The 20,940-nt window shown below is 66.5% G+C and carries 15 protein-coding genes; 7 read left to right on the top strand and 8 right to left on the bottom strand.

Annotation, left to right across the window (positions count from 1 at the left end; translation table 11 throughout):
* Positions 1 to 8 precede the first annotated feature (8 nt).
* Together NS365_RS02945 and NS365_RS02940 are read right to left on the bottom strand one after the other, a co-directional pair.
* The gene (locus NS365_RS02945; RefSeq protein ID WP_058598781.1) at positions 9 to 1,169 is read right to left on the bottom strand and encodes a Gfo/Idh/MocA family protein; all 1,161 of its coding nucleotides are present in this window, start codon (positions 1,167 to 1,169) and stop codon (positions 9 to 11) included.
* A 152-nt stretch (positions 1,170 to 1,321) separates the two neighbouring features.
* Entirely contained in the window at positions 1,322 to 2,011 is a 690-nt protein-coding gene (locus tag NS365_RS02940) for a TetR/AcrR family transcriptional regulator (RefSeq protein WP_058598780.1), read from the bottom strand.
* Between the two features lie 120 nt (positions 2,012 to 2,131).
* Here NS365_RS02940 and NS365_RS02935 point away from each other — a divergent pair, with 120 nt between their 5' ends.
* The 5 genes from NS365_RS02935 (at position 2,132) to NS365_RS02915 (ending at position 7,457) form a co-directional block, all read left to right on the top strand.
* Complete coding sequence (locus tag NS365_RS02935; protein ID WP_058598779.1) at positions 2,132 to 3,415, top strand: ABC transporter substrate-binding protein; 1,284 nt, start codon at positions 2,132 to 2,134, stop codon at positions 3,413 to 3,415.
* Between the two features lie 72 nt (positions 3,416 to 3,487).
* The gene (locus NS365_RS02930) at positions 3,488 to 4,375 is read left to right on the top strand and encodes a carbohydrate ABC transporter permease (protein ID WP_153003631.1); all 888 of its coding nucleotides are present in this window, start codon (positions 3,488 to 3,490) and stop codon (positions 4,373 to 4,375) included.
* On the top strand, positions 4,365 to 5,237 hold the full coding sequence (locus tag NS365_RS02925; RefSeq protein ID WP_058598777.1) for a carbohydrate ABC transporter permease: 873 nt from the start codon (positions 4,365 to 4,367) through the stop codon (positions 5,235 to 5,237). Before NS365_RS02930 ends, NS365_RS02925 begins: the two co-directional genes overlap by 11 nt.
* A 13-nt stretch (positions 5,238 to 5,250) precedes the next feature.
* Positions 5,251 to 6,363, top strand: coding sequence for a Gfo/Idh/MocA family protein (locus tag NS365_RS02920; RefSeq protein WP_082684372.1), 1,113 nt, complete (start codon positions 5,251 to 5,253; stop codon positions 6,361 to 6,363).
* A 17-nt stretch (positions 6,364 to 6,380) separates the two neighbouring features.
* The gene (locus NS365_RS02915) at positions 6,381 to 7,457 is read left to right on the top strand and encodes an ABC transporter ATP-binding protein (protein ID WP_058598776.1); all 1,077 of its coding nucleotides are present in this window, start codon (positions 6,381 to 6,383) and stop codon (positions 7,455 to 7,457) included.
* Positions 7,458 to 7,589: 132 nt separating this feature from the next.
* Here the strand turns inward: NS365_RS02915 and NS365_RS02910 are convergent, their stop codons facing one another.
* From NS365_RS02910 to NS365_RS02885, 6 genes are all read right to left on the bottom strand, one after another.
* A complete protein-coding gene (locus NS365_RS02910; RefSeq protein WP_153003627.1) occupies positions 7,590 to 8,402 on the bottom strand; it encodes a hypothetical protein in 813 nt (270 codons plus the stop codon).
* Positions 8,403 to 8,488: 86 nt separating this feature from the next.
* Complete coding sequence (locus NS365_RS02905) at positions 8,489 to 9,412, bottom strand: DUF3829 domain-containing protein (protein ID WP_058598774.1); 924 nt, start codon at positions 9,410 to 9,412, stop codon at positions 8,489 to 8,491.
* A 175-nt stretch (positions 9,413 to 9,587) separates the two neighbouring features.
* Positions 9,588 to 11,333 (bottom strand): ubiquinone-dependent pyruvate dehydrogenase, encoded by a 1,746-nt coding sequence (poxB, locus tag NS365_RS02900; protein ID WP_058598773.1) that lies wholly within the window; start codon positions 11,331 to 11,333, stop codon positions 9,588 to 9,590.
* 135 nt (positions 11,334 to 11,468) lie between these two features.
* Positions 11,469 to 12,806: a PQQ-dependent sugar dehydrogenase gene (locus tag NS365_RS02895; RefSeq protein WP_193753369.1), complete on the bottom strand. Its 1,338-nt coding sequence runs from the start codon at positions 12,804 to 12,806 to the stop codon at positions 11,469 to 11,471.
* Positions 12,803 to 13,255 carry a DUF2231 domain-containing protein gene (locus NS365_RS02890; RefSeq protein ID WP_244498341.1) on the bottom strand — a complete coding sequence of 151 codons (453 nt, stop codon included), beginning with the start codon at positions 13,253 to 13,255 and terminating at the stop codon, positions 12,803 to 12,805. The genes NS365_RS02895 and NS365_RS02890 overlap by 4 nt, the downstream gene beginning before the upstream one ends.
* A gap of 163 nt (positions 13,256 to 13,418) precedes the next feature.
* A complete protein-coding gene (locus NS365_RS02885) occupies positions 13,419 to 13,901 on the bottom strand; it encodes a GNAT family N-acetyltransferase (RefSeq protein ID WP_058598772.1) in 483 nt (160 codons plus the stop codon).
* A 396-nt stretch (positions 13,902 to 14,297) separates the two neighbouring features.
* On the opposite strand from NS365_RS02885, the gene NS365_RS02880 reads away from it, so the two are divergent.
* Both NS365_RS02880 and NS365_RS02875 read left to right on the top strand, forming a co-directional pair.
* Positions 14,298 to 15,389, top strand: coding sequence for a GGDEF domain-containing protein (locus NS365_RS02880; protein ID WP_193753368.1), 1,092 nt, complete (start codon positions 14,298 to 14,300; stop codon positions 15,387 to 15,389).
* Between the two features lie 63 nt (positions 15,390 to 15,452).
* Positions 15,453 to 20,939, top strand: a complete 5,487-nt coding sequence (locus NS365_RS02875; protein WP_058598770.1) for an alpha-2-macroglobulin family protein — start codon at positions 15,453 to 15,455, stop codon at positions 20,937 to 20,939.
* Position 20,940: the final 1 nt, after the last annotated feature.

The raw sequence follows: 20,940 nt of genomic DNA, 5'->3' as shown, positions 1-20,940 counted from the left end.
CGGTTGTCTCACGCCGCCATCGACTGGCGGGTGAGCGCTGGCACGTCGAGCCAGCGCCGCTCGCGCCAGGACTGGAGCCCCAGTTCGGCGAGCTGCACGCCCTTCACGCCTTCCATCAGCCCGTAGGGCCAGGGGCCGTCCTCCGCGATATGGCGGATGAACATCTCCCACTGCGCCTTGAAGCCGTTGTCATAGGCGATGTTATCGGGCACCTCGTCCCACGTGCGCAGGAAGTCGATCGTCTGCGGCTGGTCCGGGTTCCAGACGGGTTTGGGCGTATTGACCCGGTGCTGTGTCCAGCATTTCGTGAGGCCCGCGACCGCCGAGCCATGGGTTCCGTCCACCTGGAAGGTCACGAGATCGTCGCGCCGCACGCGCACGGCCCAGGACGAGTTGATCTGCGCGATGACGCCGCCGGCCAGTTCGAAGGTCGCATAGGCCGCGTCGTCCGCGTCGGCCTCGTAGGGCTGGCCGCCTTCGTCCACGCGGCGCGGTATGTGTGTCGCGCCGAGGCACGACACCGCCTGGACCTCACCGAAGAGATTGTCGAGCACGTAGCGCCAGTGGCAGAGCATATCGAGGATGATGCCGCCGCCATCCTTGGAGCGGTAGTTCCAGGACGGGCGCTGGGCCGGCTGCCAGTCGCCTTCGAAGACCCAATAGCCGAACTCGCCGCGCACCGAGAGAATCTTGCCGAAAAAGCCGGAGTCTTTGAGCATGGCCAGTTTGCGAAGGCCGGGCAGGAAAAGCTTGTCCTGCACCACGCCATGCTTCACGCCCGAGCGGGCGGCGAGCTCCGCCACTTCGATGGCCTCCGGCATCGTGTCGGAAATCGGCTTTTCGCAATAGACGTGCTTGCCGGCGCGGATCGCCTTGGCGAGCAGGCTCCCACGCATCTGCGTCGTGCCGGCGTCGAAGAAGAGCGTGTCGTCCGGGTTGGCGAGCGCCGCGTCGAGATCGGTCGTCCAGCGCTCGATGCCGTGGCGGCGGGCGATCTCTTCGATCCTGGCACCGTTGCGCCCCACCAGAATCGGGTCGAGCATCACCTTCTCGCCGGTCGAGAGTGTGACGCCTCCTTGCGCGCGGATGGCCACGACCGAGCGGACGAGATGCTGGTTATAGCCCATGCGGCCGGTGATGCCGTGCATGATGACGCCAATACGCTTCATCGAAAGTCCTCCCTCGCGGCCCTCCCGGCCGCCGGCACGTCGCGCTGTCCCGAGCGCCGACTTGTAACCATCTGGTTATTTAGAGAGATGAGAGCCAAGCCTTGTCAACCGGCTTTCGACGCTGCCCCGCCGTTGTTGCGGCGCAACCAAGACTAGCGCCGGACGGTCGCGAGGACGGTCGTGACGATATGCTCGCCCCAGCGGTCCAACTCGGCCCGCGTCTGGAGATCCCGGCGAAAAACGGTCGAAAGCGTATAGCGATTGGACAGATAGAAGAAGCCGAGCGAGGCGATGGTGAGATAGACCGTGACGGGATCGAGGCCGGGCTTGAAGACACCCTTCTTTTCGCCGCGCCGCAGCACGTCGGAGAGTTCGCTCAGGAAGTTGGAGTGCATCTCGGCAATGCCCTCCGCCTGCCGGAGATAGCGCGCGTGGTTGAGATTCTCCGTGGCGAGAATACTCAGGAATTCAGGATGATCCTGATAGTAATGCCAAGTGAACAAGGCCAGTTCGCCGAGGCCCTCCTCCGGCTCGCGGCGTGTCAGATCCAGGCGCCGCTCGGCCTGGCGGATATGGCGATAGGTGTCCTCGAGGACGGCCAGATAGAGCGCGTCCTTGTCCCCGAAATAGTGATAGATCATCCGCTTGTTGGTGCCGGCGCGGCGCGCCACGACATCGACTCGCGCGCCCGCCAGCCCTTTTTCCGCGATTTCGCGGCGCGCCGCCTCGAGGATGGCGGCGCGCGTGCGCTCCGGGTTGCGGGTGGAGCGTTCCGCGCCGGCGCGGGAGGGTATCGGCACTTCGCCTTCAACTTCCGGGCGTCCGCTGGATGGTTCGTCCATCCGTCCTCCTGCTTGACAAGATTGCCGATCGGTGGTCAGCCTTGTAACCAAACGGTTATAAGTCGGCAATAGCAGATGGCCGGCCCGCTTGGGAGAGCGGGTTTCTTCGGGAGGAATGCGATGACGTTTTCGGTGACGCGGCGAAGCCTTCTCCAAGGCGGCGCGGCCGCTCTGGCGCTCGGAACTCTGGGCGGCGGCATGGCCTTTGCGCAGGCGCAGCGCCTGCGCTTCCTCTGGTGGGGTAGCCAGGAGCGCGCCGATCGCACGCAGGCCGCCATCACGGCCTATAAGTCGGTCGCACCCGATGTCGACATCGTGGGCGAGTTCGCGGGCTGGTCGGATTACTGGCCACGACTCGCCACGCAGGTCGCCGGTCGCAACGCGCCCGACCTGATCCAGATGGATTACCGCTACATCTTCGAATATGCCCGGCGCGTCGCCCTGAAGGATTTGAGCGGCGAGGTCGGCAAGGGCCTGAAGATCGAGGATTTCGGGCAGACCAATATCGACGCCGGCAAGGTGGACGGCAAGCTCTACGGCGTCAATCTCGGCGTCAATTCCTCCGCCATGGTCTATGACTCGGCGGTCTGGGAAAAGGCCAAGACCGAGCCACCCAAGCCCGGCATCACCTGGGAAGAGCTGGCCGATCGCGGCGAGGCCTTCGCCAAGAACAAACCCCGGCCGGGCGTCTTCGCGCTGGCCGATGCGGGCGGTGTGGAGCCGAGCTTCGAGCTTTGGCTGCGCCAGAACGGCAAGGCGCTCTACACCGCCGACGGCAAGCTCGGCTACGAGCCGGCGGATGCCGAAAAATGGTTTGCGATGTGGGAGGACATGCGCAAGCGCAAGGCCTGCGTGCCAGCCGACATCCAGGCGCTGGACCAGCTCAATATCGAGACCAACGCCATCACCACCGGCAAGGCGGCCACCGCCTTCATGCATTCCAACCAGTTCGTCGGCTATCAGAAGCTGAACAAGGGGAAGCTGGCGCTCAATCCCTATCCGCTCCTGTCCGCCAGCGCCCCGTCCGGCCAGTATCTCAAGCCCTCCATGCTGCTCAGTCTTTCGACCAATGCGCCGGAAGCGGCCATCGGCTTCGCCAATTTTCTGGTGGAGAACCCGGAAGGCGTGAAGGCACTCGGCCTGGAGCGCGGCGTGCCCGCTTCCACGGCGATGCGCGAGATCCTCGTGCCGCAACTCTCCGAGGTCGAAAAGGCGATGGTGGATTACATCGCCCTCGTCACGCCCAATGTCGGCCCGCTGCCGCCCTCCCCGCCGCCGGGCGCGGGCGAAGTCGCCTTCGTGCAGAAGCGTATCAACGAGGAAGTCGGCTTCGGGCGCAAGACACCCAAGCAAGCCGGCGAAGACCTCGTGACCGAAGCGAGCGCCATTCTCAAGCGGGGCTGAGCCATGAGCCTGCACACCGAGGTCGCGGGACTGCCGAGCGCGAAAGCGCCGGCGGCCGCCGCGCCCGGCGCGATGAAGCGCTCGTGGGCGCGCAACGGGCCGGCCTATCTCTTTCTCCTGCCTTGGCTGATCGGCTTTTTCGGCCTGACGCTCGGGCCGGCCCTCGCCTCGCTCTATCTCTCCTTCACCGACTACGATCTGATCCGCTCGCCCAATTGGGTGGGCGCGGCCAATTACGTGCGCATCGCCACGGCCGATCCGAAATTCGCCTCGGCCATGACGGTGACGTTCTTCTATGTCGCGCTTTCGGTGCCGCTGAAGCTCGGCTTCGCGCTTCTGGTGGCGCTCGCCTTCAATCGCGGCCTCAAAGGCCTGCCGATCTATCGTGCGATCTTCTACCTGCCCTCGCTGCTCGGCTCCTCGGTCGCCATCGCCGTTCTCTGGCGCCAGCTTTTCGCCTCCGACGGTCTCGTCAACATGGCGCTGTGGCAGCTCTTCGGCATCGAAGGCCCGAGCTGGATCTCGAACCCCGACTATTCGCTCTATACGCTGGTGGTGCTCGCCGTCTGGCAGTTCGGCTCACCCATGATCATCTTCCTCGCGGGCCTGCGCCAGATCCCGACCGACATGTACGAAGCCGCCGAGATCGACGGCGCATCGAAGGCGCGGCAGTTCTTCCGCATCACCCTGCCGCTGCTGACGCCGGTGATCTTCTTCAACGCGGTGATCCAGACGATCGACGCCTTCAAGGCCTTCACGCCCGCCTTCATCATCTCGGAAGGCACGGGCGGACCGATCAACTCCACGCTCTTCTACACGCTCTATCTCTATCAGGAGGCCTTCGGATTCCTGCGCATGGGCTATGCCTCGGCGCTGGCCTGGATTCTCGTCGTGATCGTCGCCGCCTTCACCGCCTTCTCCTTCCTGTCGGCTCGCTATTGGGTGCATTATGACGACTGATGCCCTGCCCCCGCCCCGGCGCCAGGGCCACCGCTCGCCGGTGCGCTCCGTGCTGACCCACGCGGCGCTGATCGCCGCCTCGCTCTTGATGCTCTATCCCATCCTCTGGATGATCTCGGGCTCGGTACGCCCCGAAGAGGAAATCTTCGGGACTTCCTCGCTCATCCCCTCGGCCGTCGACTTCAGCGCCTATGTCCGGGGCTGGACGGGGCTTCAGGTGAGCTTCGGCAAGTTCTTCTGGAACTCGCTGGTGATCTCGGTCCTCTCGACCATCGGCAATGTGGTCGGCTGTTCGCTCGCCGCCTTCGCCTTCGCTCGGCTGCGCTTTGCCGGGCGCAGTTTCTGGTTCGCGCTCATGCTGGGCACCTTGATGCTGCCCTATCATGTCGTGCTCATCCCCCAGTACATCATGTTTCTGGAGATGGGCTGGGTGAACACGCCGCTGCCTCTGATCGTGCCGAAGTTCCTGGCGACCGACGCCTTCTTCATCTTCCTGATGGTGCAGTTCTTTCGCGGCATTCCGCGCGAGCTGGACGAAGCGGCGATCATGGACGGCTGTTCTCCCTGGCGCATCTATTTCAAGATCATGCTGCCGCTCTCGCTGCCCGTCCTGGCGACCGCCGCGATCTTCTCCTTCATCTGGACCTGGGACGATTTCTTCGGCCCGCTCATCTATCTCAACGACATCAACACCTACACGGTGCAGCTCGGCCTGCGCTCCTTCGTGGACTCCACGGGGTCTTCGGACTGGAGTTCGCTCTTTGCCATGTCGAACCTGTCCCTCGTGCCGGTCTTCCTGTTCTTCCTCTTCTTCCAGCGCCTGCTCATCGAGGGCATCGCCACGACCGGCATGAAGCGCTGAAGGGTCTCGCATCATGAACATGTCCGTTCCCGCCATGCCCGCCGGCCAGACCACGAAACGCTACCGCGTCGCCGTGATCGGCTGCGGCATCGGCCGCTCGCATATCGTGGAGGGCTACTCCCCCGCGCCGGAGCAGTTCGAGGTCGCCGCGCTCTGCGATCTCGACGCCGCCCGGCTCGCCTCGGTCGGCGACGAGTTCGCGGTCGCAGACCGTTCGCGCGACTTCGACGCGCTGCTCGCGCGCGAGGATATCGACATCATCGATATCTGCACGCCGCCGGGCCTCCATCGCGAGATGATCCTGAAGGCGCTGGCGGCGGGCAAGCATGTCGTCTGCGAAAAGCCGCTCGTCGGCTCGCTCAAGCAAGTGGACGAGATCATCGAGGCGGAGGCGCGCTCGCGCGGGCGTCTCATGCCGATCTTCCAGTATCGCTATGGCGACGGCGCGGTGCAGGCCAAGCGCATCATCGACGCCGGCATCGCCGGCAAGCCCTATGTCGGCGTGGCCGAAACCTTCTGGAAGCGCGGCGCGGATTATTACGACAATCCCTGGCGCGGGCGCTGGAAGACGGAGCTGGGCGGCGTGCTCATGACCCACGCCATCCATATCCACGACCTTGCCTGCTTCCTGTTCGGGCCGGTCGAGCGCGTCTTCGCGCGCACCGCCACGCGCGTCAACGCGATCGAGGTGGAGGATTGCGTCTCGGCCTCCTGGCGCATGGCGAGCGGAGCTTTCCTCTCCTCCACCGCCACGCTCGGCAGCCAGAACGAGATCAGCCGGCTGCGCCTCCATTTCGAGAACGTCACCTTCGAGAGCGCACACGAGGCCTATTCGCCGGGGGACGGACCTTGGACGATCCTGCCCGCCAATGATGAGGTGCAGGCGCGCATCGACGACGCGCTGGACGGGTTCGAGCCGGTCGGTCGGCGCTTCCGGGGTCAGATGGCGGCTTTCCATAAGGCACTGAGCGCAGGCGAGCCGCTGCCCGTCACCAGCCGCGACGCACGCCGCTCGCTCGAACTCGTGACCGCCATCTATGCCTCGGCGGAGACGGGGACCGATGTCGAACTGCCGATCGGCCCGGCCCATCCGAAATACGCGAGCTGGCAGCCGCAGGACGCTTGAACGGGAGGAGAGACGATATGGCGACCAGCATCCAGCTCGACGGCGTGGAAAAGGTCTATGGGGGCCTGCGCGTCATCCACGGCATCGATCTTCAGATCGATCCCGGCGATTTCACCGTCTTCGTCGGCCCGTCCGGCTGCGGCAAGTCCACGCTTCTGCGCATGATCGCGGGGCTGGAGGACATCAGCGGCGGAGAGCTTCGCATCGACGGCCAGCGCATGAACGAGGTACCCGCCTCCAAGCGCGGCATCGCCATGGTGTTCCAGAGCTACGCGCTCTATCCCCATATGAGCGTCTACAAGAATCTGGCCTTCGGGCTGGAAACCGCGGGCATGAAGAAGCCCGAGATCGAGCGCCGGGTGCAGGAAGCGGCCGATGTGCTGCAGATCGGCCCGCTGCTTCAGCGCAAGCCCAAAGCCCTTTCGGGCGGCCAACGGCAGCGCGTCGCGATCGGCCGCGCCATCGTGCGCGAGCCCAAGATCTTCCTGTTCGACGAGCCGCTGTCGAACCTCGACGCGGAGCTTCGCGTACAGATGCGCGTGGAGCTGACGCGCCTGCACCAGCAGCTCGGCAACACGATGATCTACGTGACCCACGATCAGGTCGAGGCCATGACCATGGCCGACAAGATCGTGGTCCTGAAGGAAGGGCGCGTGATGCAGGCAGGCCGCCCGCTGGACCTCTACAACCACCCCGCCAACCGCTTCGTCGCGGGCTTCATCGGATCGCCGAAGATGAACTTCCTGAAGGCGCGCATGGTGGCGGGCGATCCCTCGCGGCGCACGATCGATGTCGGCGGGCTGAAGGTGCAGCTGGAAAAGCCGGTGGAAGCGCGCGGCGACGAGGAACTGACCTTCGGCGTGCGCCCCGAACATCTACGCGCGGGCGAAGCGCGCGCCGGGCTCGGCTCGGCCTCGGTGCAGTTGGTGGAGCATCTGGGCGGCTCGACGGTCGTCTATACCAGCATCTCGGGCGGCGAGCCGACCACCGTGCTTCTGGACGGCCAGCAGCCCATCCGCCCCGGCGAGACCATCCCGCTCGGCTTCGATCCCACGCAGGCCCATCTCTTCGGCGCGGACGGGCGGCGGGTTTAGGCGCACGGGTTGCCGGCTTCCGGCGGCAGACGGACCAAGCCCTGAGATGTGGACTGCCCCCGGAGAAAGCCGTTCGGCGCGTGCGTCTCTTCGACAGGGGAGTGCCCCGAAAGAGCTTCGCAATCGAAGGCGTCATGGTGAGTTGCGCGCGTCCTCAATCAGCTGGCGCAGGAACGCCCGCCCGTTCGCGTCGTTGCGCTCGCGGAAGGCTTGAAGGAGAGCCGCTTTCTTTTGGCGGCCCGCCTCGCTGGTATAGAAATCGGACAGCGCAGCGACATCGCCGTCCGGAAGACGCGAGAGGATGGTGCGCAGGTGTCCACGCATGGCCTCTCGCGCGAGATCGCCGCGCAGCGGCGGGATCGTCGGCACGCCATCGGCTGCGCGTGTGTCGGCGAGAACGCTCGCGATGCCGGCCTCCACGTCCCGCGCTGACAGAGCGCGCAGTTCGTCGCATCGTCCACCGAGGATCGATTCATAAAGCCATTTGATGCGCCGCCCGGTCACGCGGGTTTCCGCGACGAGTTCAGGGCTCGCCATGGCTGCGCTGACGGCGTCGATCCGCGCCTTATCGGATCGTGTCGTCTCGCTCGCGCCCACGCTCTCGTCGGGCGCATCAGGTCGGATGTCCAGCGCCTGCATCCGCTCCGCAATGGCGTCGATCCGTTCCGGCACGTCGGTCGGTACGACGCCGAGGGCAGATGCCATCTCTTCCATCGTGCGGACGGGATCGAAAATCGCCTCGGCAAGTTCTCGACCTCGCCGCAGCAACGCCGCGCGCTCCGGACTGTCGCGGACCTCCAGGATGGGCGGCTCCATCGCCGCGAAATCCAGCATCGCGGTCTGGATGCGCTCGACCTGCTCCAACCGGAGATACGCAAAGTCATCAGCCTCGCTCGCGCTGGCCGCGCCGACGGGCACGCACGTGAGCATGCCGAGAATGGCCATGTCGCGCAAACCGCGCGCGAGGTCGCCGAGGCCTTTGATCCTTCCCCTGTGCGATGAGAAGCAGGGCTCTGCGACGCTTCCCACCATCAGCAGGAGAAGGGTCTGTTGAGTTCGTTGATCATACTGGCGAAGTTCGATTGCAGGATGCTGAACTCGAACTGAAGGCCCACCGGTGGCGCTCCGGCATCGCGATTGAATCGCCCCTGCTCGGCGTTTTGAACGGCCTTGCGCCCACCCGCGATCACCGAATTGAAACGGCTTTGCAGTATCGCGCAGCCCTCGGGCTTTTTCGCTCGCACGGCCGCATCCCATTTCTCGACCATCCCCGCCATCTCATCGAGGTGGCTGGCGAACTGCTGGCGCGCTGCGGTGTTGGACGGCTCAGTGAAAACCGTCACGACCTCGTTCATCGCCTTCTTGCCGGAGAGAATGATGCCGGCGCGGTATCGTTCGACGCTTCCCTCGGGCGCTGCCTCGTACGCCTCGCGAACCAAGCGTTCGTCGCGCGCCTCGATCTGGTCGAGGAATTTCGTTTCGGCCTCGGCCACACGCGACAGGGAAGCCACGTAAGCGGCATCGCCCTCGCGCGCCTTGGCGCCCCCATCGGCCAGAAAGCCCTTGGACTCGGCATAATTGGCCAAGCCGTTGTTCACGGGCACGAACGCATCGATCGCCGCGGCAAAGTCCCGCGCCACCTGATCGAGTTCGGGGATCGAGCCTTTCAAGGCGATGGCTGTCTGCAGGCGCGTCTGGATCTGCGAGACCTTGAGCGGTGGAACGACCGCGTAGTCCGATAGCGCTTTCTGCTTGGCAAGCTTGGGTGCGATCGTTTGCTGATACGTGTCGAGCGCGTTGGAGAATGTCCGGCCGCCGACATTGGCGGCGGTGATATAGGCGTTGGACTTGGCGAGCTCCGCCGTGTCCGCCGTCGTTGCGGACACACCGGCCTGTGCCGAGCCCTTGCTCTCGTCTTTGCAGCCGGCCAGACTGCCCACCGCTGCAAGCGCCATACACGCCGCGACAGCCCGGCAGAAGTTTCGCATCGTCTCCACCCTCTTCGATCCCGTCACAGCGCGACGGGCCGCCCGTTCATCGCCAATCGCCGGACGCGTAGTCCCCACCCGCCCGGCGTGTTCACCGCCTCCAATCTATCGTCGGCTGACCGTTTGGCCAGACCGGGACGGCTCAACGCAGAAGATTGGTCCGGGCGAGTTCCACCACCTCGTCGCCGCGCCCGTTCATGATGGCGCGGGTGGAATAGAGGCTGAAGCCGGCGGCCTGCTGCGCCTTGATCTTGGGCGGCAGGGCGAGTTCCAGACCGTCCGTCACGACATCCAGAAGTGCCGGGCCGGAATGGGCGAAAGCCGCTTTCAGCGCGCCATCGAGCGCGGCCGAGGATGTGACGCGCTCGGCGTGAAAGCCCATCTCGCGCGCGATGGCGGCAAAGTCGGGATTCTGAAGCGAGACGTTGGTGTCGAGATAACCGGCCGCTTTCTGCTCCATTTCCACGAAGCCGAGGGTGTTGTTGTTGAAGACGACGATTTTAACCGGCAGCTTCATCTGCACCGCCGTCAGAAGATCGCCCATCAGCATGGTGAGCCCGCCATCGCCCGAGAGCGACACGACCTGCCGACCGGGAAAGGCCGATTGCGCGCCGAGTGCCTGTGGCATGGCATTGGCCATGGAGCCATGATTGAACGAGCCGATCAGCCGGCGCTGGCCGTTCATGGTGAGATAGCGCGCCGCCCAGACGGCGGGCGTGCCGACATCGGCGGTGAAGATCGCATCCTCGGCCGCCAAGGCATCGATGCGCGCGGCGACATATTGGGGATGCAGCGGCGTCTCGCCCTCGCGCGGGGTGGCGAGATCGTCCAGCCCCTCGCGCGCCTTGCGATAATGCTCGCGCGCTTTGTCCAGGAAGCTTCGGTCGCGCCCGCCTTCGATCATCGGCAGAAGCAGCGCGGCGACCTCCTTCACATCGCCGACGATGCCTTGATGGATCTGCGCGCGGCGGCCGAGCGCGGAGGGGTCGCGATCGACCTGAACGATCTCGGCCTTTTCGGGGTAGAAATTGCGATAGGGAAAGTCCGTGCCGAGCATCAGGAGCGTGTCGCACTCCATCATCGCATGATAGCCCGACGAAAAGCCGATGAGGCCGGTCATGCCGACATCGAACGGATTGTCCCACTCGATCCATTCCTTGCCGCGATAGGCGTGGACGATGGGTGCGGCCAGCGCGTCGGCCAGCGCCACCACCTCGTCATGCGCGCCTTCCACGCCCGCGCCGCAAAGCAGCGTCACCGCGCCAGAGCCGTTCAACCGGGCGGCCAGCAGGGACATCTCATGGGCGTCCGGCACGATGCGCGGGCGGGCGAGCCTGGGCATCTCGGCGCGCGCGTTGGCCGGGGCCTCCTTCATCGAGACATCGCCCGGCAGAACCAGAACCGCCACGCCGCGCTCGCCGATCGCGGTGCGGATCGCCCGATGCAGAAGCTCGGGCAATTGCGCGGGGTCCTGCACCATCTCGCAGAAATGGCTGCATTCGCGGAAGATATCGGTCGGATGCGTTTCCTGGAAATAGTTGAGCCCGATCTCGCTGGACGGGATATGCGAGGCGATGGCCAGAACCGGCACGCGGTTGCGATGGCAGTCGTAGAGCCCATTGATCAGATGGAGATGGCCCGGCCCGCAGCTTCCCGCGCAGACGGCGAGCTTACCGGAGGCCGCCGCCTCCGCCCCGGCCGCGAAAGCCCCGGCTTCCTCGTTGCGCACATGCATCCACTCGATGGCCCCCAAACGGCGCAGCGAGTCGTTGATGGCGTTGAGACTGTCGCCCGTCACGCCCCAGATGCGCTCGACGCCGGCAGCCGCCAGCGTATGCGTCACGAGGTCGGCGACGGAAAGAGTGGAGGACGATCCGAAAAGCTTCATGGGAAGAGACCTGCCGTCTGGCTGGAGCTGACATCGTAACGAAGGGTGGGCGAGACGAGGCTCCTCCCTCCGCGCTCGCATCGCCTCCGGGTTTCTAGAGCCGGCAAACGGGTTCGCCAGCCCCTTCGACCTGCATCACGGCGACAGGGCCGCCTGCGCCTGCGGCCCTTGCGACACGCGCCAGATCGTGTGGGACAGGTCATCCGCGACCAGCAGAATGCGCCGCGCGGGATCAAAGGCGACCCCGACCGGGCGGCCGCGCGTCTGCCCGTCGCCCGTCAGGAAGCCGGTCAGGAAATCCACCGGCTCGCCCGAGGGACGCCCGTTCTGGAAGGGCACGAAGGCGACTTTGTATCCCGAGAGATCCTGCCGGTTCCAGCTTCCATGCTCGCCGATGAAGGCGCCGTCCGCGAACGAGCCCCCGAAACCGCCCTCTCGCGCAAAGGACAGGCCGAGGGCCGCGACATGCGAGCCGAGCGCGTAGTCCGGCGCGATGGCTTTTGCTACAAGTTCGGGCTTCTGCGGCGATACGCGCGGGTCGAGATTCTGGCCCCAATAGCTGTAGGGCCAGCCGTAGAAGGCTCCGTCCTTCACCGAGGTGAGATAGTCGGGCACCAGCTGCGGCCCCAACTCGTCGCGCTCGTTGACGACGGCCCAGAGCGCGCCGCTCGTCGGCTCGATGGCGAGCGCGGTCGGGTTGCGGATGCCGCGCGCGATGGTGCGCGCCGCGCCCGTCTGGCGGTCGATCTCCCAGACCACGGCACGCTCTTCCTCCACGTTCATGCCGCGCTCGCCGATATTGCTGTTGGAGCCGATGCCGACATAGAGCTTGGTGCCGTCGGCGCTCGCCGTCAGCGATTTCGTCCAGTGATGGTTGATGGCGGAGGGCAGCTTCGTCACCTCCTCGCCCGGCGCGGAGATTTCGGTCTGGCCTTCTTCATAGGGAAAACGCAGGAGCGCGTCCTGAGCGGCCACGTAAAGCGAGCCGTCCACGAAGGCGAGGCCATAGGGCGCGTTCAAATTGTCGATGAAGGTGGTTCGCACCTCCGGCGTGCCGTCATTGTCGCCGTCGCGAAGGAGCGTGATGCGATTGCCGCCGCTGCCGCTCGAATTGCCGCGCTTCTTGATGATTCCAGCGATCACGTCCTTCGGGCGCATGGCCGGCGCGTTGCCGCCGCGCCCCTCCGCCACCAGCACGTCGCCATTGGGCAGAACCAGCATCTGGCGGGGGATCGACAGGTCGGAGGCGAAGGCCGACACCGTGAAGCCCTGCGGGGCCACGGGCACCTGCCCGTTCCAGCCGGCGGGCGTCGCGATCTTCATCGGCGGCACGAGCGTTTCGTTCACCGCCGGCAGGTCCGGCTGCGCGCCGGTCTGGTTGAGGCTGGGGTCGGAGGAGGAGTCGCAGCCCGCGAGCGCGACGGCGGCAAGAAGGCTCGTGCTCAGAAGGCCGGTGCGAAGGATCAGGCTCATCGGACGATCTCCCAGGATGCAGGGCGGGAATAGGTCATCCAAGCCGCGCCAAGCGCGAGAAGGGTCGTCACGATCGACAGGGCAAGTCCCGCCGTGCCGACCGAGCTCCAGGCGTCGCGCGCATGGTGGAAGGCGTTGACGAGACCGAGCGCGAACATCGCGGCGACCACCACGAGATAGGCCAGACGCCGCGCCCCGCCGGGCCGGCGCATCCGCATGAGGCAGGCGAGAAGCGCGACCGCCAGCACGATGCCGCCGAAGACGAGCGCCCCGGCGATCGCCCAGCTCGCGAAATTCGTCCACTGGATCTCGGCCGTCCGGAGATAGGCGATGTCGCAGGCGAGCCCAAGACTGAACAGCGCGACGGGAAAACTGAGCGCGATCCCGTGCAGGGCGCTGCCCGCCGACCCTCTCCGGGCCGGCATCAGGGCGGGGCTGTGACTCGTCATCGGCATGTCTCCTTCGCGAACCACGCCGCGCGGGCGTCGGCGCCCGGAGCACCAGACAGCGGCACGAGGAGCACCCGCCCGGCGAGCGGTATCAGGAGGCAACGCCGGGAGGGGAACCGGGTTCCGGGGAGAACCAGGCAAGGATCCTCAGCCGGCGGACCGATCAGAGCGTCTGAAACATCACGAACGCATCCACCGGCCCCTGTTCGGGATGCTCGAACGCGCCCGGCAGGCGGCCGACGATCTCGAAGCCCATGGCCTGCCAAAGCGCGACGGCGCGCGTGTTGGTGCTGACGACGCAGTTGAACTGCATGGCGCGAAAGCCACGCGTGCGGGCATGATCCAGCGAATGACGGCACATGGCGCGTGCCACGCCCCGCCCTGTGGCTTTGCCCGAGGTGACATAGCCGCAATTGGCGACATGCCGCCCGCCGCCGGCCTGGTTGGCGCGCAGATAGTAGGTGCCGAGCACCACACCGTCCGACTCGGCCACGAAGGTATCCTTCTCGGCGCCAAGCCAATAGTCCAGGATCGCCTCGGCACTCATGTCGCGGTCGAGCGCATAGGTTTCCCCTCCAGCGATCACGGGCTGGAGAAGGGCGAGAAGGGCGGCGCGGTCATCGGCGCGGGCGGGTCGTATCATCATGAGGGCGGGATAGCGCGTCGCAGCCGCATCGCAAAGACAGGAAGGGGTGCCGGTGGGCCGAGGACGCCTCCCGCGAGTGAATACGCGCCGGATGCGGCAAAATGTTAAGCCTGCAAGGTTTAACATGGGCGTCGACCGGGTCGGACTCGTGCTCCACGATGAGCGAAGCAAAGCATCTCACGCATGAGGCAGAGCGGATCAGTATCGGATGCCGAATTGAGCGAAAGCCCGCGTGGGCCGTTCCTTCTAAACGAAGCCGCACAGTCGATCGACGCACACGGTCTCTGGCCCGAGGTCGAGACCCAAAGCCGGATGGGTCCACGCCCACCTCGTCTTTCCGCCCCGCTCGACGCCATATGCCGCTCGCTCCTCTGGAGCGACCACCGGCGCGTCGCCGTGGAATGGTTTTACATCGCAACCCTTATCATGTGGCTGACGATCCCGCTCGATTATCTGGTCGCGCCTCAGGCCATTAGCACCGTCCTGCTGGGTCACGGTCTTTTCTCGACAGTGGCTCTGGTGATAGCCTTACGCGCGTGGGCCTCGTTCGGCTCGAACGTGTGGCAGGGACTATCGACCTGTCTTTTCGTCGGCGCGATCATGGCAGCGGCAATCCTGACCGGGCAGGCGGCCGGTGGCGCGCATTTCGAGCGCTTCGTCGTCATTGGCTTTTTCGGGATGTCGACGGGCGTCGCCTTCCTTCCCTTGACGACGCTCTGGACTGTTCTGGCCTCGCTCGTCCTGGTACTGAGCTTCCTGGCGGGGCAGATCCTCAATCCTCTTGTGGACCTGGCTTCCGGCCTCCTCTTCACCTGCTATTGCATCGCCATTGGCAGCGCTTTCGTCTGGTATCGTTGGCGTTCCACAGGCAACCAGCTTCGCGTCGCCCTTTTGCGCATGAAGGAAGCGCATAACGCCGGCCTTCTCAAAGAGAGCCACGACCGACTCCACTTCATCGCCCATACCGACGCATTGACGGGTCTTTGCAACCGGGAAGCGGTGATGGAAGCTTTGGCCCTTCACCTTCGGGAAGCGCCAGCGGACAACGTCCTGTCCGTCGCCATGATCGACATCGACGATTTCAAGCGGTTGAACGACAGTCTCGGCCATATTGCGGGCGATCAGGCGCTGCGATCGGTGGGGACCCTGTTCCTCGACTTCGAGACGTCGGATAACGCCCGCTGCGGCCGGATCGGTGGCGAGGAGTTCCTGATTCTGCTGCCCGGTATTGGCGCGGAATTGGCTCACGCGCGGATCGCGACCTTGATGGGTCGCCTCCACCAGATGGCGATCGCCCATCCTCAATCCACCGTGTCCGACCGCGTGACGTTGAGTGTGGGAATCGTCACCACCACGCTCGGCACAAACAATCGCTGCGAGTTGGAAGCGCTCGTCCGCACAGCAGATGTCGCCCTCTATGCGGCCAAGAAGGAAGGGCGAAATCGCATCGTCTCGGTCGCGCTCGGGCCGGAGAAGATGGCAGCGTAAGGTCCGCTTGCGGGCGGCTGGCCTTTTCCCCTAATCTCGCCTTTCGCGAGGGGAGCGGATAGAATGCGAGCTGTGCGACTTCTGGCAGGCGTGCTGTTGGGCGGGTTTGTGGGCCTCAGCGCGCCGGGCTCGGCGTGGGCGCAAGGCGTCGAGCGCGCCATCGTCGCCGCGCCCGGCTCCGATTATTACGGGCACGATTACGACATCCTGAAGGATGCCGACCAGAATCTGTGCGAAACCGCCTGCCTTGCCGACAACAAATGCCGCGCCTTCACCTTCAACACGGCCAAGGGCTGGTGTTTCCTGAAGGACGATGTGGGCGAGTTGCGCGCCGCGCGCGGCGTCATCTCCGGGCGCATCGCCGATGCCTCGCCCGCGCAGGCCCCGAACGAGGCGCAGGAGCGCCGGCGTCTGGCCGAGCTGAAACCCCTCACCGCGCTCGACCTCGACGCCGCCCGCCAGTTCCGCCTCGCGCTCAAGGACGAGCCGCGCGACGAGGCGATCGCCGCAGGCCCGGCGCTCTGGAGCCAAGCCGACGCCGCGTTGGAGCGCAAGGATTTCGCGAGTGCCATGGCGGCCTATCGCGAGGCCCTGCGGCGCGACCCCACCTCGTCCCGCGCCTGGTTGGGGCTGGCCCTGTCCAGCCTTTCGGTCGCGACGGACGACAGCGATCAGGCGCAGGCGGCGGCAGAAGCGCGCCAGCCCGCCGCCATCAACGCCTATCTGACCGCCACGCAGGACCGCGAGAAGACCGCAGCCCTCGATTTCGCCGCGCAGGGTTTCGCGGCCGACGAGAACTGGCGCGAGGCGATCCGCACTTGGCGGGCGGCGCTTGCTATCACCGAGCGCCCGGCCGCACGCCAAAGCCTGGAGGCCGCACTTGCCGAACATGGGTTCCGCATCACCGGCAATTCCGTCGACAACAACGCCGCCGCGCCGCGCATCTGCCTGAACTTCTCCGAGCCGCTCAGCCCCACGGTGACCTCGGGCGAGGCGGCGGGCGATTATGTGCGGGTAGAGGGGGGCGACACGCTGCCGGTTTCGGCCAGCGGTTCGCAGATTTGCGTCTCCGGCGTCCAGCACGGCGCGCGCTACCGGATCGTGGCGCGCAAGGGCATCCCGGCGGCGAGCGGTGAAACGCTGCAAAAAAATGTCGAAGCCTCGGTCTATGTGCGCGACCGCGACCCGTCCGTGCGCCTGTCCGGCAACGCTTATGTTCTGCCGGCAGGCGGCGAGGCGACCATTCCCGTCACCTCGATCAACACCGACACGATCGAGGCGCGCGTGCTGCGCATCGGCGACCGGGCCTTGGCGCGCACGATCGGCGCAAGCCGCTTCCTGTCGCAGCTCGGCGCCTACGAGATCGACGAGGTGAAGGCGCAGGACGGCGAAGAAGTCTGGACCGGCGCGGTGGACGTCCAGCGCAGCGCCAATGCGGAGGTCACCACGGCCATCCCCGTCAGCGCCCTCCTGAAGGAGCGCCAGCCCGGCGTCTATATCCTCTCGGCGAAGGCCAAGAACGCGCGCGGCAGCGACGAGGCGCCCGCCACGCAATGGTTCGTGCTGACCGATATCGGCCTCACCAGCTTCGCCGGGGCGGACGGGTTCCATGTCTTCGCCCGCTCGCTCGGCACGGCCGAGCCGATGGCGAGTGTGAGACTCGAACTCGTCGCCGCCAACAACGAAATCCTCGGCAGCGTGGAAACCGACGCCGCCGGCCACGCCCGCCTCGCACCCGGCCTTCTCAAGGGCACGGGCGGCGACCGGCCGGCGCTTCTGATGGCCAACGGCGCGGGCGGCGACTTCTCCTTTCTCGATATGTCCGGCTCGCCCTTCGACCTGACCGATCGGGGCGTGGAGGGCCGCGAGCCGGCGGGCGCGCTGGACGTGTTCCTGACCAGCGAGCGCGGCATCTACCGCGCGGGCGACACAGCGCATCTCACCGCGCTTCTGCGCGACGGTCGCGGCGTGGCCGCCGACAATCTCACCCTCACCGCCATCGTGAAGCGGCCCGATGGGGTGGAGGACCGGCGCACCGTGCTCCAGGCCAAGGATGCAGGCGGCGTCAGCTGGGATATGCCCCTTGCCCCCGGCGCGATGCGCGGCCTTTGGACAGTCGGCCTCTACACCGACCCGGAGCAGCCGGCGCTTGCCTCCACCAGCCTGCGCGTGGAGGATTTCGAGCCGGAGAAGATCGGCTTCGACCTTGCCCTGCCCGATGCGCCGATCGACCCGGCCGCGCCCCCGGCTCTCTCGCTCGACGTGCGCTATCTCTTCGGCGCGCCGGCGGCAGGTCTTGCCGTTTCCGGCGAAACGGTGCTGAGCGCCACGGACGGGCTGGAGGGGTTCAAGGGATACCGCTTCGGCTTGGAAGACGACCGGCCGACCGCGATCCGCATCCCGTTCGAGGGCGAGCCGACGGCTGAGGACGGCAAGGCCTCCGTCGCGCTCGCCCCCTTCGAGCCGCCCGTCACCACCAAGCCCCTTCAAGCCAGCATCCAGGTGCGCGTCAGCGATGCCGGTGGGCGGCCGGTGGAGCGATCGCTTATCCGCCCGCTTCAGGGCGACAAGCCGCGCATTGGCATTCGCCCGCTCTTCGACGGCGCGCTCGGTGAAAACGGCGAAGGCAGTTTCGACATCATTGCGCTCGGAGCCGATGGCGCACCCGCCGCGCGGCCGGGCGTCCAATGGGTGCTGAACAAGGTCTCGACGGATTTCCAATGGTACTCCGTCAGCGGGCGCTGGAACTACGAGCCGACGCAGCGCAAGGAGCGCGTCGGCAGCGGCACGCTCGACCTCAAACCCGGCGAGCCCGCGCGCCTCACCGTGCCGGTGCGCTGGGGCAGCTACGAACTGGTGTTGAACGATCCCAAGGGCGGGTCGCTGCCGAGTTCGGTGAGCTTCGAGGCCGGCTGGTATGTCGCCCCGAAGTCGATGGAAACGCCCGATATCCTGAAGCTCTCGCTGGACAAGCCGCGCTACAGCGTCGGCGACAAGGCCGTGGTTCATATCGAGCCGCGCTTTGCCGGCAAGGCTCAGATCCTCGTCATGGACGAGCGCGTGGTTCAAACCGTCAGCGCCGACATTCCGGCTGGCGGGGGCGATGTCACGCTGGATGTGACGCGCGATTGGGGGCCGAGCGCCTATGTCGCCGCGATCCTGTATCGGCCGATGGACATTCCCGCCAAGCAGATGCCCGGCCGCGCGCTGGGTCTCTCCCATGCCGGCGTCGAGCCGGGCGAGCGCGCGCTCGCCGTTTCGCTCACCGCGCCCGAGCGCATCGCGCCGCGCGGCAAGCTCGACGTCGATGTTCGGATAGCCAATATCCAGCCCGGCGAGACGGCCTATCTGACGCTGGCGGCGGTGGATGTCGGCATTCTCAACATCACCCATTTCACCCCGCCCTCGCCGCAGGGCTATTATTTCGGCCAGCGCCGGCTCGGCGTCGAAATCCGCGATCTCTATTCGCGGCTGATCGACCGGATGCAGGGCGCGCCGGGCTCGGTGCGCTCGGGCGGCGACGCCGGAGCGGACGGCACGCGCCCGCCGCCGATGGACGATCTCGTCGCGCTCTTCTCCGGCACGGTCACGGCCGATGCCGAAGGCCGCGCCAAGGTCTCGCTGGATGTGCCGGATTTCAACGGCACCTTGAAGCTGATGGCCGTCGCTTGGTCCAAATCGGGCGTGGGCGAAGCCAGCCGCGACGTTCTGGTGCGCGATCCCGTGGTGGCGCAGGTCAGCCGCCCCGCCTTCCTCAGCCCCGGCGACCGCTCGCGCATCCAGATCGACCTCAACCATGTGGAAGGCCCCGCCGGCCCGGTGCATCTCGCCCTGTCGGGTGGTGACGGCAGTCTCAGGATCGAGGATCAGGCCGAGGCCGACCTGACGCTCACCGAGAACGGCCGCGCCCGTCTTCTCGTGCCCGTCACCGCCCTCTCGCCCGGCGAGGGCGCGATGGAGCTTGCGCTGGTGCTGCCCGGCGGCGAGACCCTGCACAAGAACTTCGCGCTGCCGGTGCGCTCCATCCAGCCGCGCGACGTCAAGAAAAGCCGCTTCGAGATCGCGGCGGGCGCGTCGCTGCAACTGGGCGCGGACATTCTCGCCGGCTTCCAGCCGGGCACCGGCCGCGCCACGCTGTCGGTCACGCGCTTCGGCGGGTTCGACGTGGCGGGCACGCTCGCCGCGCTCGACCTTTACCCCTATGGCTGCACCGAGCAGCTGACGAGCCGCGCCCTGCCGCTCTTGTATCTCGATGAGACGGCGCTGGCGGCGGGCCTGCCGCGTGGGGCCGATGTTGCCGAGCGCGTGCGCAAGGCGATACGCTCGGTGCTCGCCAATCAGGACTCCTCGGGCAGTTTCGGCCTCTGGTCGCCCGGCTCGGGCGATCTTTGGCTGGACGCCTATGTCACGGACTTCCTGTCCCGCGCCAAGGAGGCGGGTTACGACGTGCCGGGCGAGGGGCTGACGCTGGCGCTCGACAATCTCGCCAACCAGATCGCCTATTTGCCGGACCGGCCCGATTGGTCCAAGGCGGCCTATGCCTATTACGTGCTCGCTCGCAGCGGCCGGGCCGCGATCGGCGATCTGCGCTACACCGCCGACAACGAGGCGGCGAATTTCGAGACGCCTCTCGCCAAGGCCCAACTCGCCGCCGCCCTCTCCTTCTATGGCGATGGAACGCGCGCGCAGACCCTGATGCGTCTGGCCGCAACGAGCGCGGTGTCCGGGGCCGACCAGCCCAATCGCCAGGACTATGGCACCAAGCTCAGAGACGAAGCGGCGGTGGCGACGCTGGCGCTCGAGACCGGCATCGAGGGCATCGATCTCACGCCCCTGATCCAGTCGATCGGGACGGAGCGCGAGACCAAGCGCTATACGTCGACGCAAGAAGACGTCTGGTCGCTTCTGGCCGCCCATGCCGCGCTCGCCAAGCAGCCGGTCAAGCTCGCGGTGGACGGCGCGCCGGTCGAGGGCTCCTATTCCTCGACGCTCGACAGCGCCGGCCTCGCCAAGGGCCTTCGCATCGAGAACCGTGGCTCGGCCCCGGTCTCCGTCGCAGTCACGCTGGCGGGCGTGCCCGAGGTCGCGCCCCCGGCCGAGATCTCGGGCTACGAGATCAAGCGGACCTATTACACGCTGGCGGGCGAGGAAGCGGACCCAGCCACGATCGCGCAAGGCGACCGACTCGTCGCCGTTCTCGACGTGCAGCCGGTGGACGAGAACGCCGCGCGGCTGATGATCGACGATCCGCTGCCCGCCGGCATGGCGATCGACAATCCCGCCATCCTCAAGGGCGGGGATCTTGCCGCGCTCGACTTTCTGGAACTGACCGGCGAGGCCGCTCATACCGAGTTCCGCTCGGATCGCTTCCTGGTCGCGGTGGATAAGGCCGCCAAGTCCACCGCCGCCATGCGCTTTGCCTATATCGTGCGCGCGCTTTCGCCGGGCAGCTTCGTCCACCCCGCCGCGAGCGTCGAGGATATGTATCGCCCCGAGCGGCGCGGGCGCACCGACGAAGGCCATGTCGCGATCGTCGGCCCGACGCGCTGAG

The organism is Aureimonas ureilytica, from assembly GCF_001475935.1.
GTDB lineage: Bacteria > Pseudomonadota > Alphaproteobacteria > Rhizobiales > Rhizobiaceae > Aureimonas > Aureimonas ureilytica_A.
Note: the sequence above shows the minus strand (reverse complement) of the source record. Positions and strands in the feature narration are given on the sequence as shown.

What these genes read in the sequence shown, in the direction of transcription:
- NS365_RS02875 (WP_058598770.1), top strand. Translation starts at nt 15,453, where the DNA reads ATGCGAGCTGTGCGACTTCTGGCAGGCGTGCTGTTGGGCGGGTTTGTG.
- poxB (WP_058598773.1), bottom strand. Translation starts at nt 11,333, where the DNA reads ATGAAGCTTTTCGGATCGTCCTCCACTCTTTCCGTCGCCGACCTCGTG.
- NS365_RS02945 (WP_058598781.1), bottom strand. Translation starts at nt 1,169, where the DNA reads ATGAAGCGTATTGGCGTCATCATGCACGGCATCACCGGCCGCATGGGC.
- NS365_RS02895 (WP_193753369.1), bottom strand. Translation starts at nt 12,806, where the DNA reads ATGAGCCTGATCCTTCGCACCGGCCTTCTGAGCACGAGCCTTCTTGCC.
- NS365_RS02915 (WP_058598776.1), top strand. Translation starts at nt 6,381, where the DNA reads ATGGCGACCAGCATCCAGCTCGACGGCGTGGAAAAGGTCTATGGGGGC.
- NS365_RS02910 (WP_153003627.1), bottom strand. Translation starts at nt 8,402, where the DNA reads ATGGCCATTCTCGGCATGCTCACGTGCGTGCCCGTCGGCGCGGCCAGC.
- NS365_RS02885 (WP_058598772.1), bottom strand. Translation starts at nt 13,901, where the DNA reads ATGATGATACGACCCGCCCGCGCCGATGACCGCGCCGCCCTTCTCGCC.
- NS365_RS02935 (WP_058598779.1), top strand. Translation starts at nt 2,132, where the DNA reads ATGACGTTTTCGGTGACGCGGCGAAGCCTTCTCCAAGGCGGCGCGGCC.
- NS365_RS02905 (WP_058598774.1), bottom strand. Translation starts at nt 9,412, where the DNA reads ATGGCGCTTGCAGCGGTGGGCAGTCTGGCCGGCTGCAAAGACGAGAGC.
- NS365_RS02930 (WP_153003631.1), top strand. Translation starts at nt 3,488, where the DNA reads ATGAAGCGCTCGTGGGCGCGCAACGGGCCGGCCTATCTCTTTCTCCTG.
- NS365_RS02925 (WP_058598777.1), top strand. Translation starts at nt 4,365, where the DNA reads ATGACGACTGATGCCCTGCCCCCGCCCCGGCGCCAGGGCCACCGCTCG.
- NS365_RS02890 (WP_244498341.1), bottom strand. Translation starts at nt 13,255, where the DNA reads ATGACGAGTCACAGCCCCGCCCTGATGCCGGCCCGGAGAGGGTCGGCG.
- NS365_RS02920 (WP_082684372.1), top strand. Translation starts at nt 5,251, where the DNA reads ATGAACATGTCCGTTCCCGCCATGCCCGCCGGCCAGACCACGAAACGC.
- NS365_RS02940 (WP_058598780.1), bottom strand. Translation starts at nt 2,011, where the DNA reads ATGGACGAACCATCCAGCGGACGCCCGGAAGTTGAAGGCGAAGTGCCG.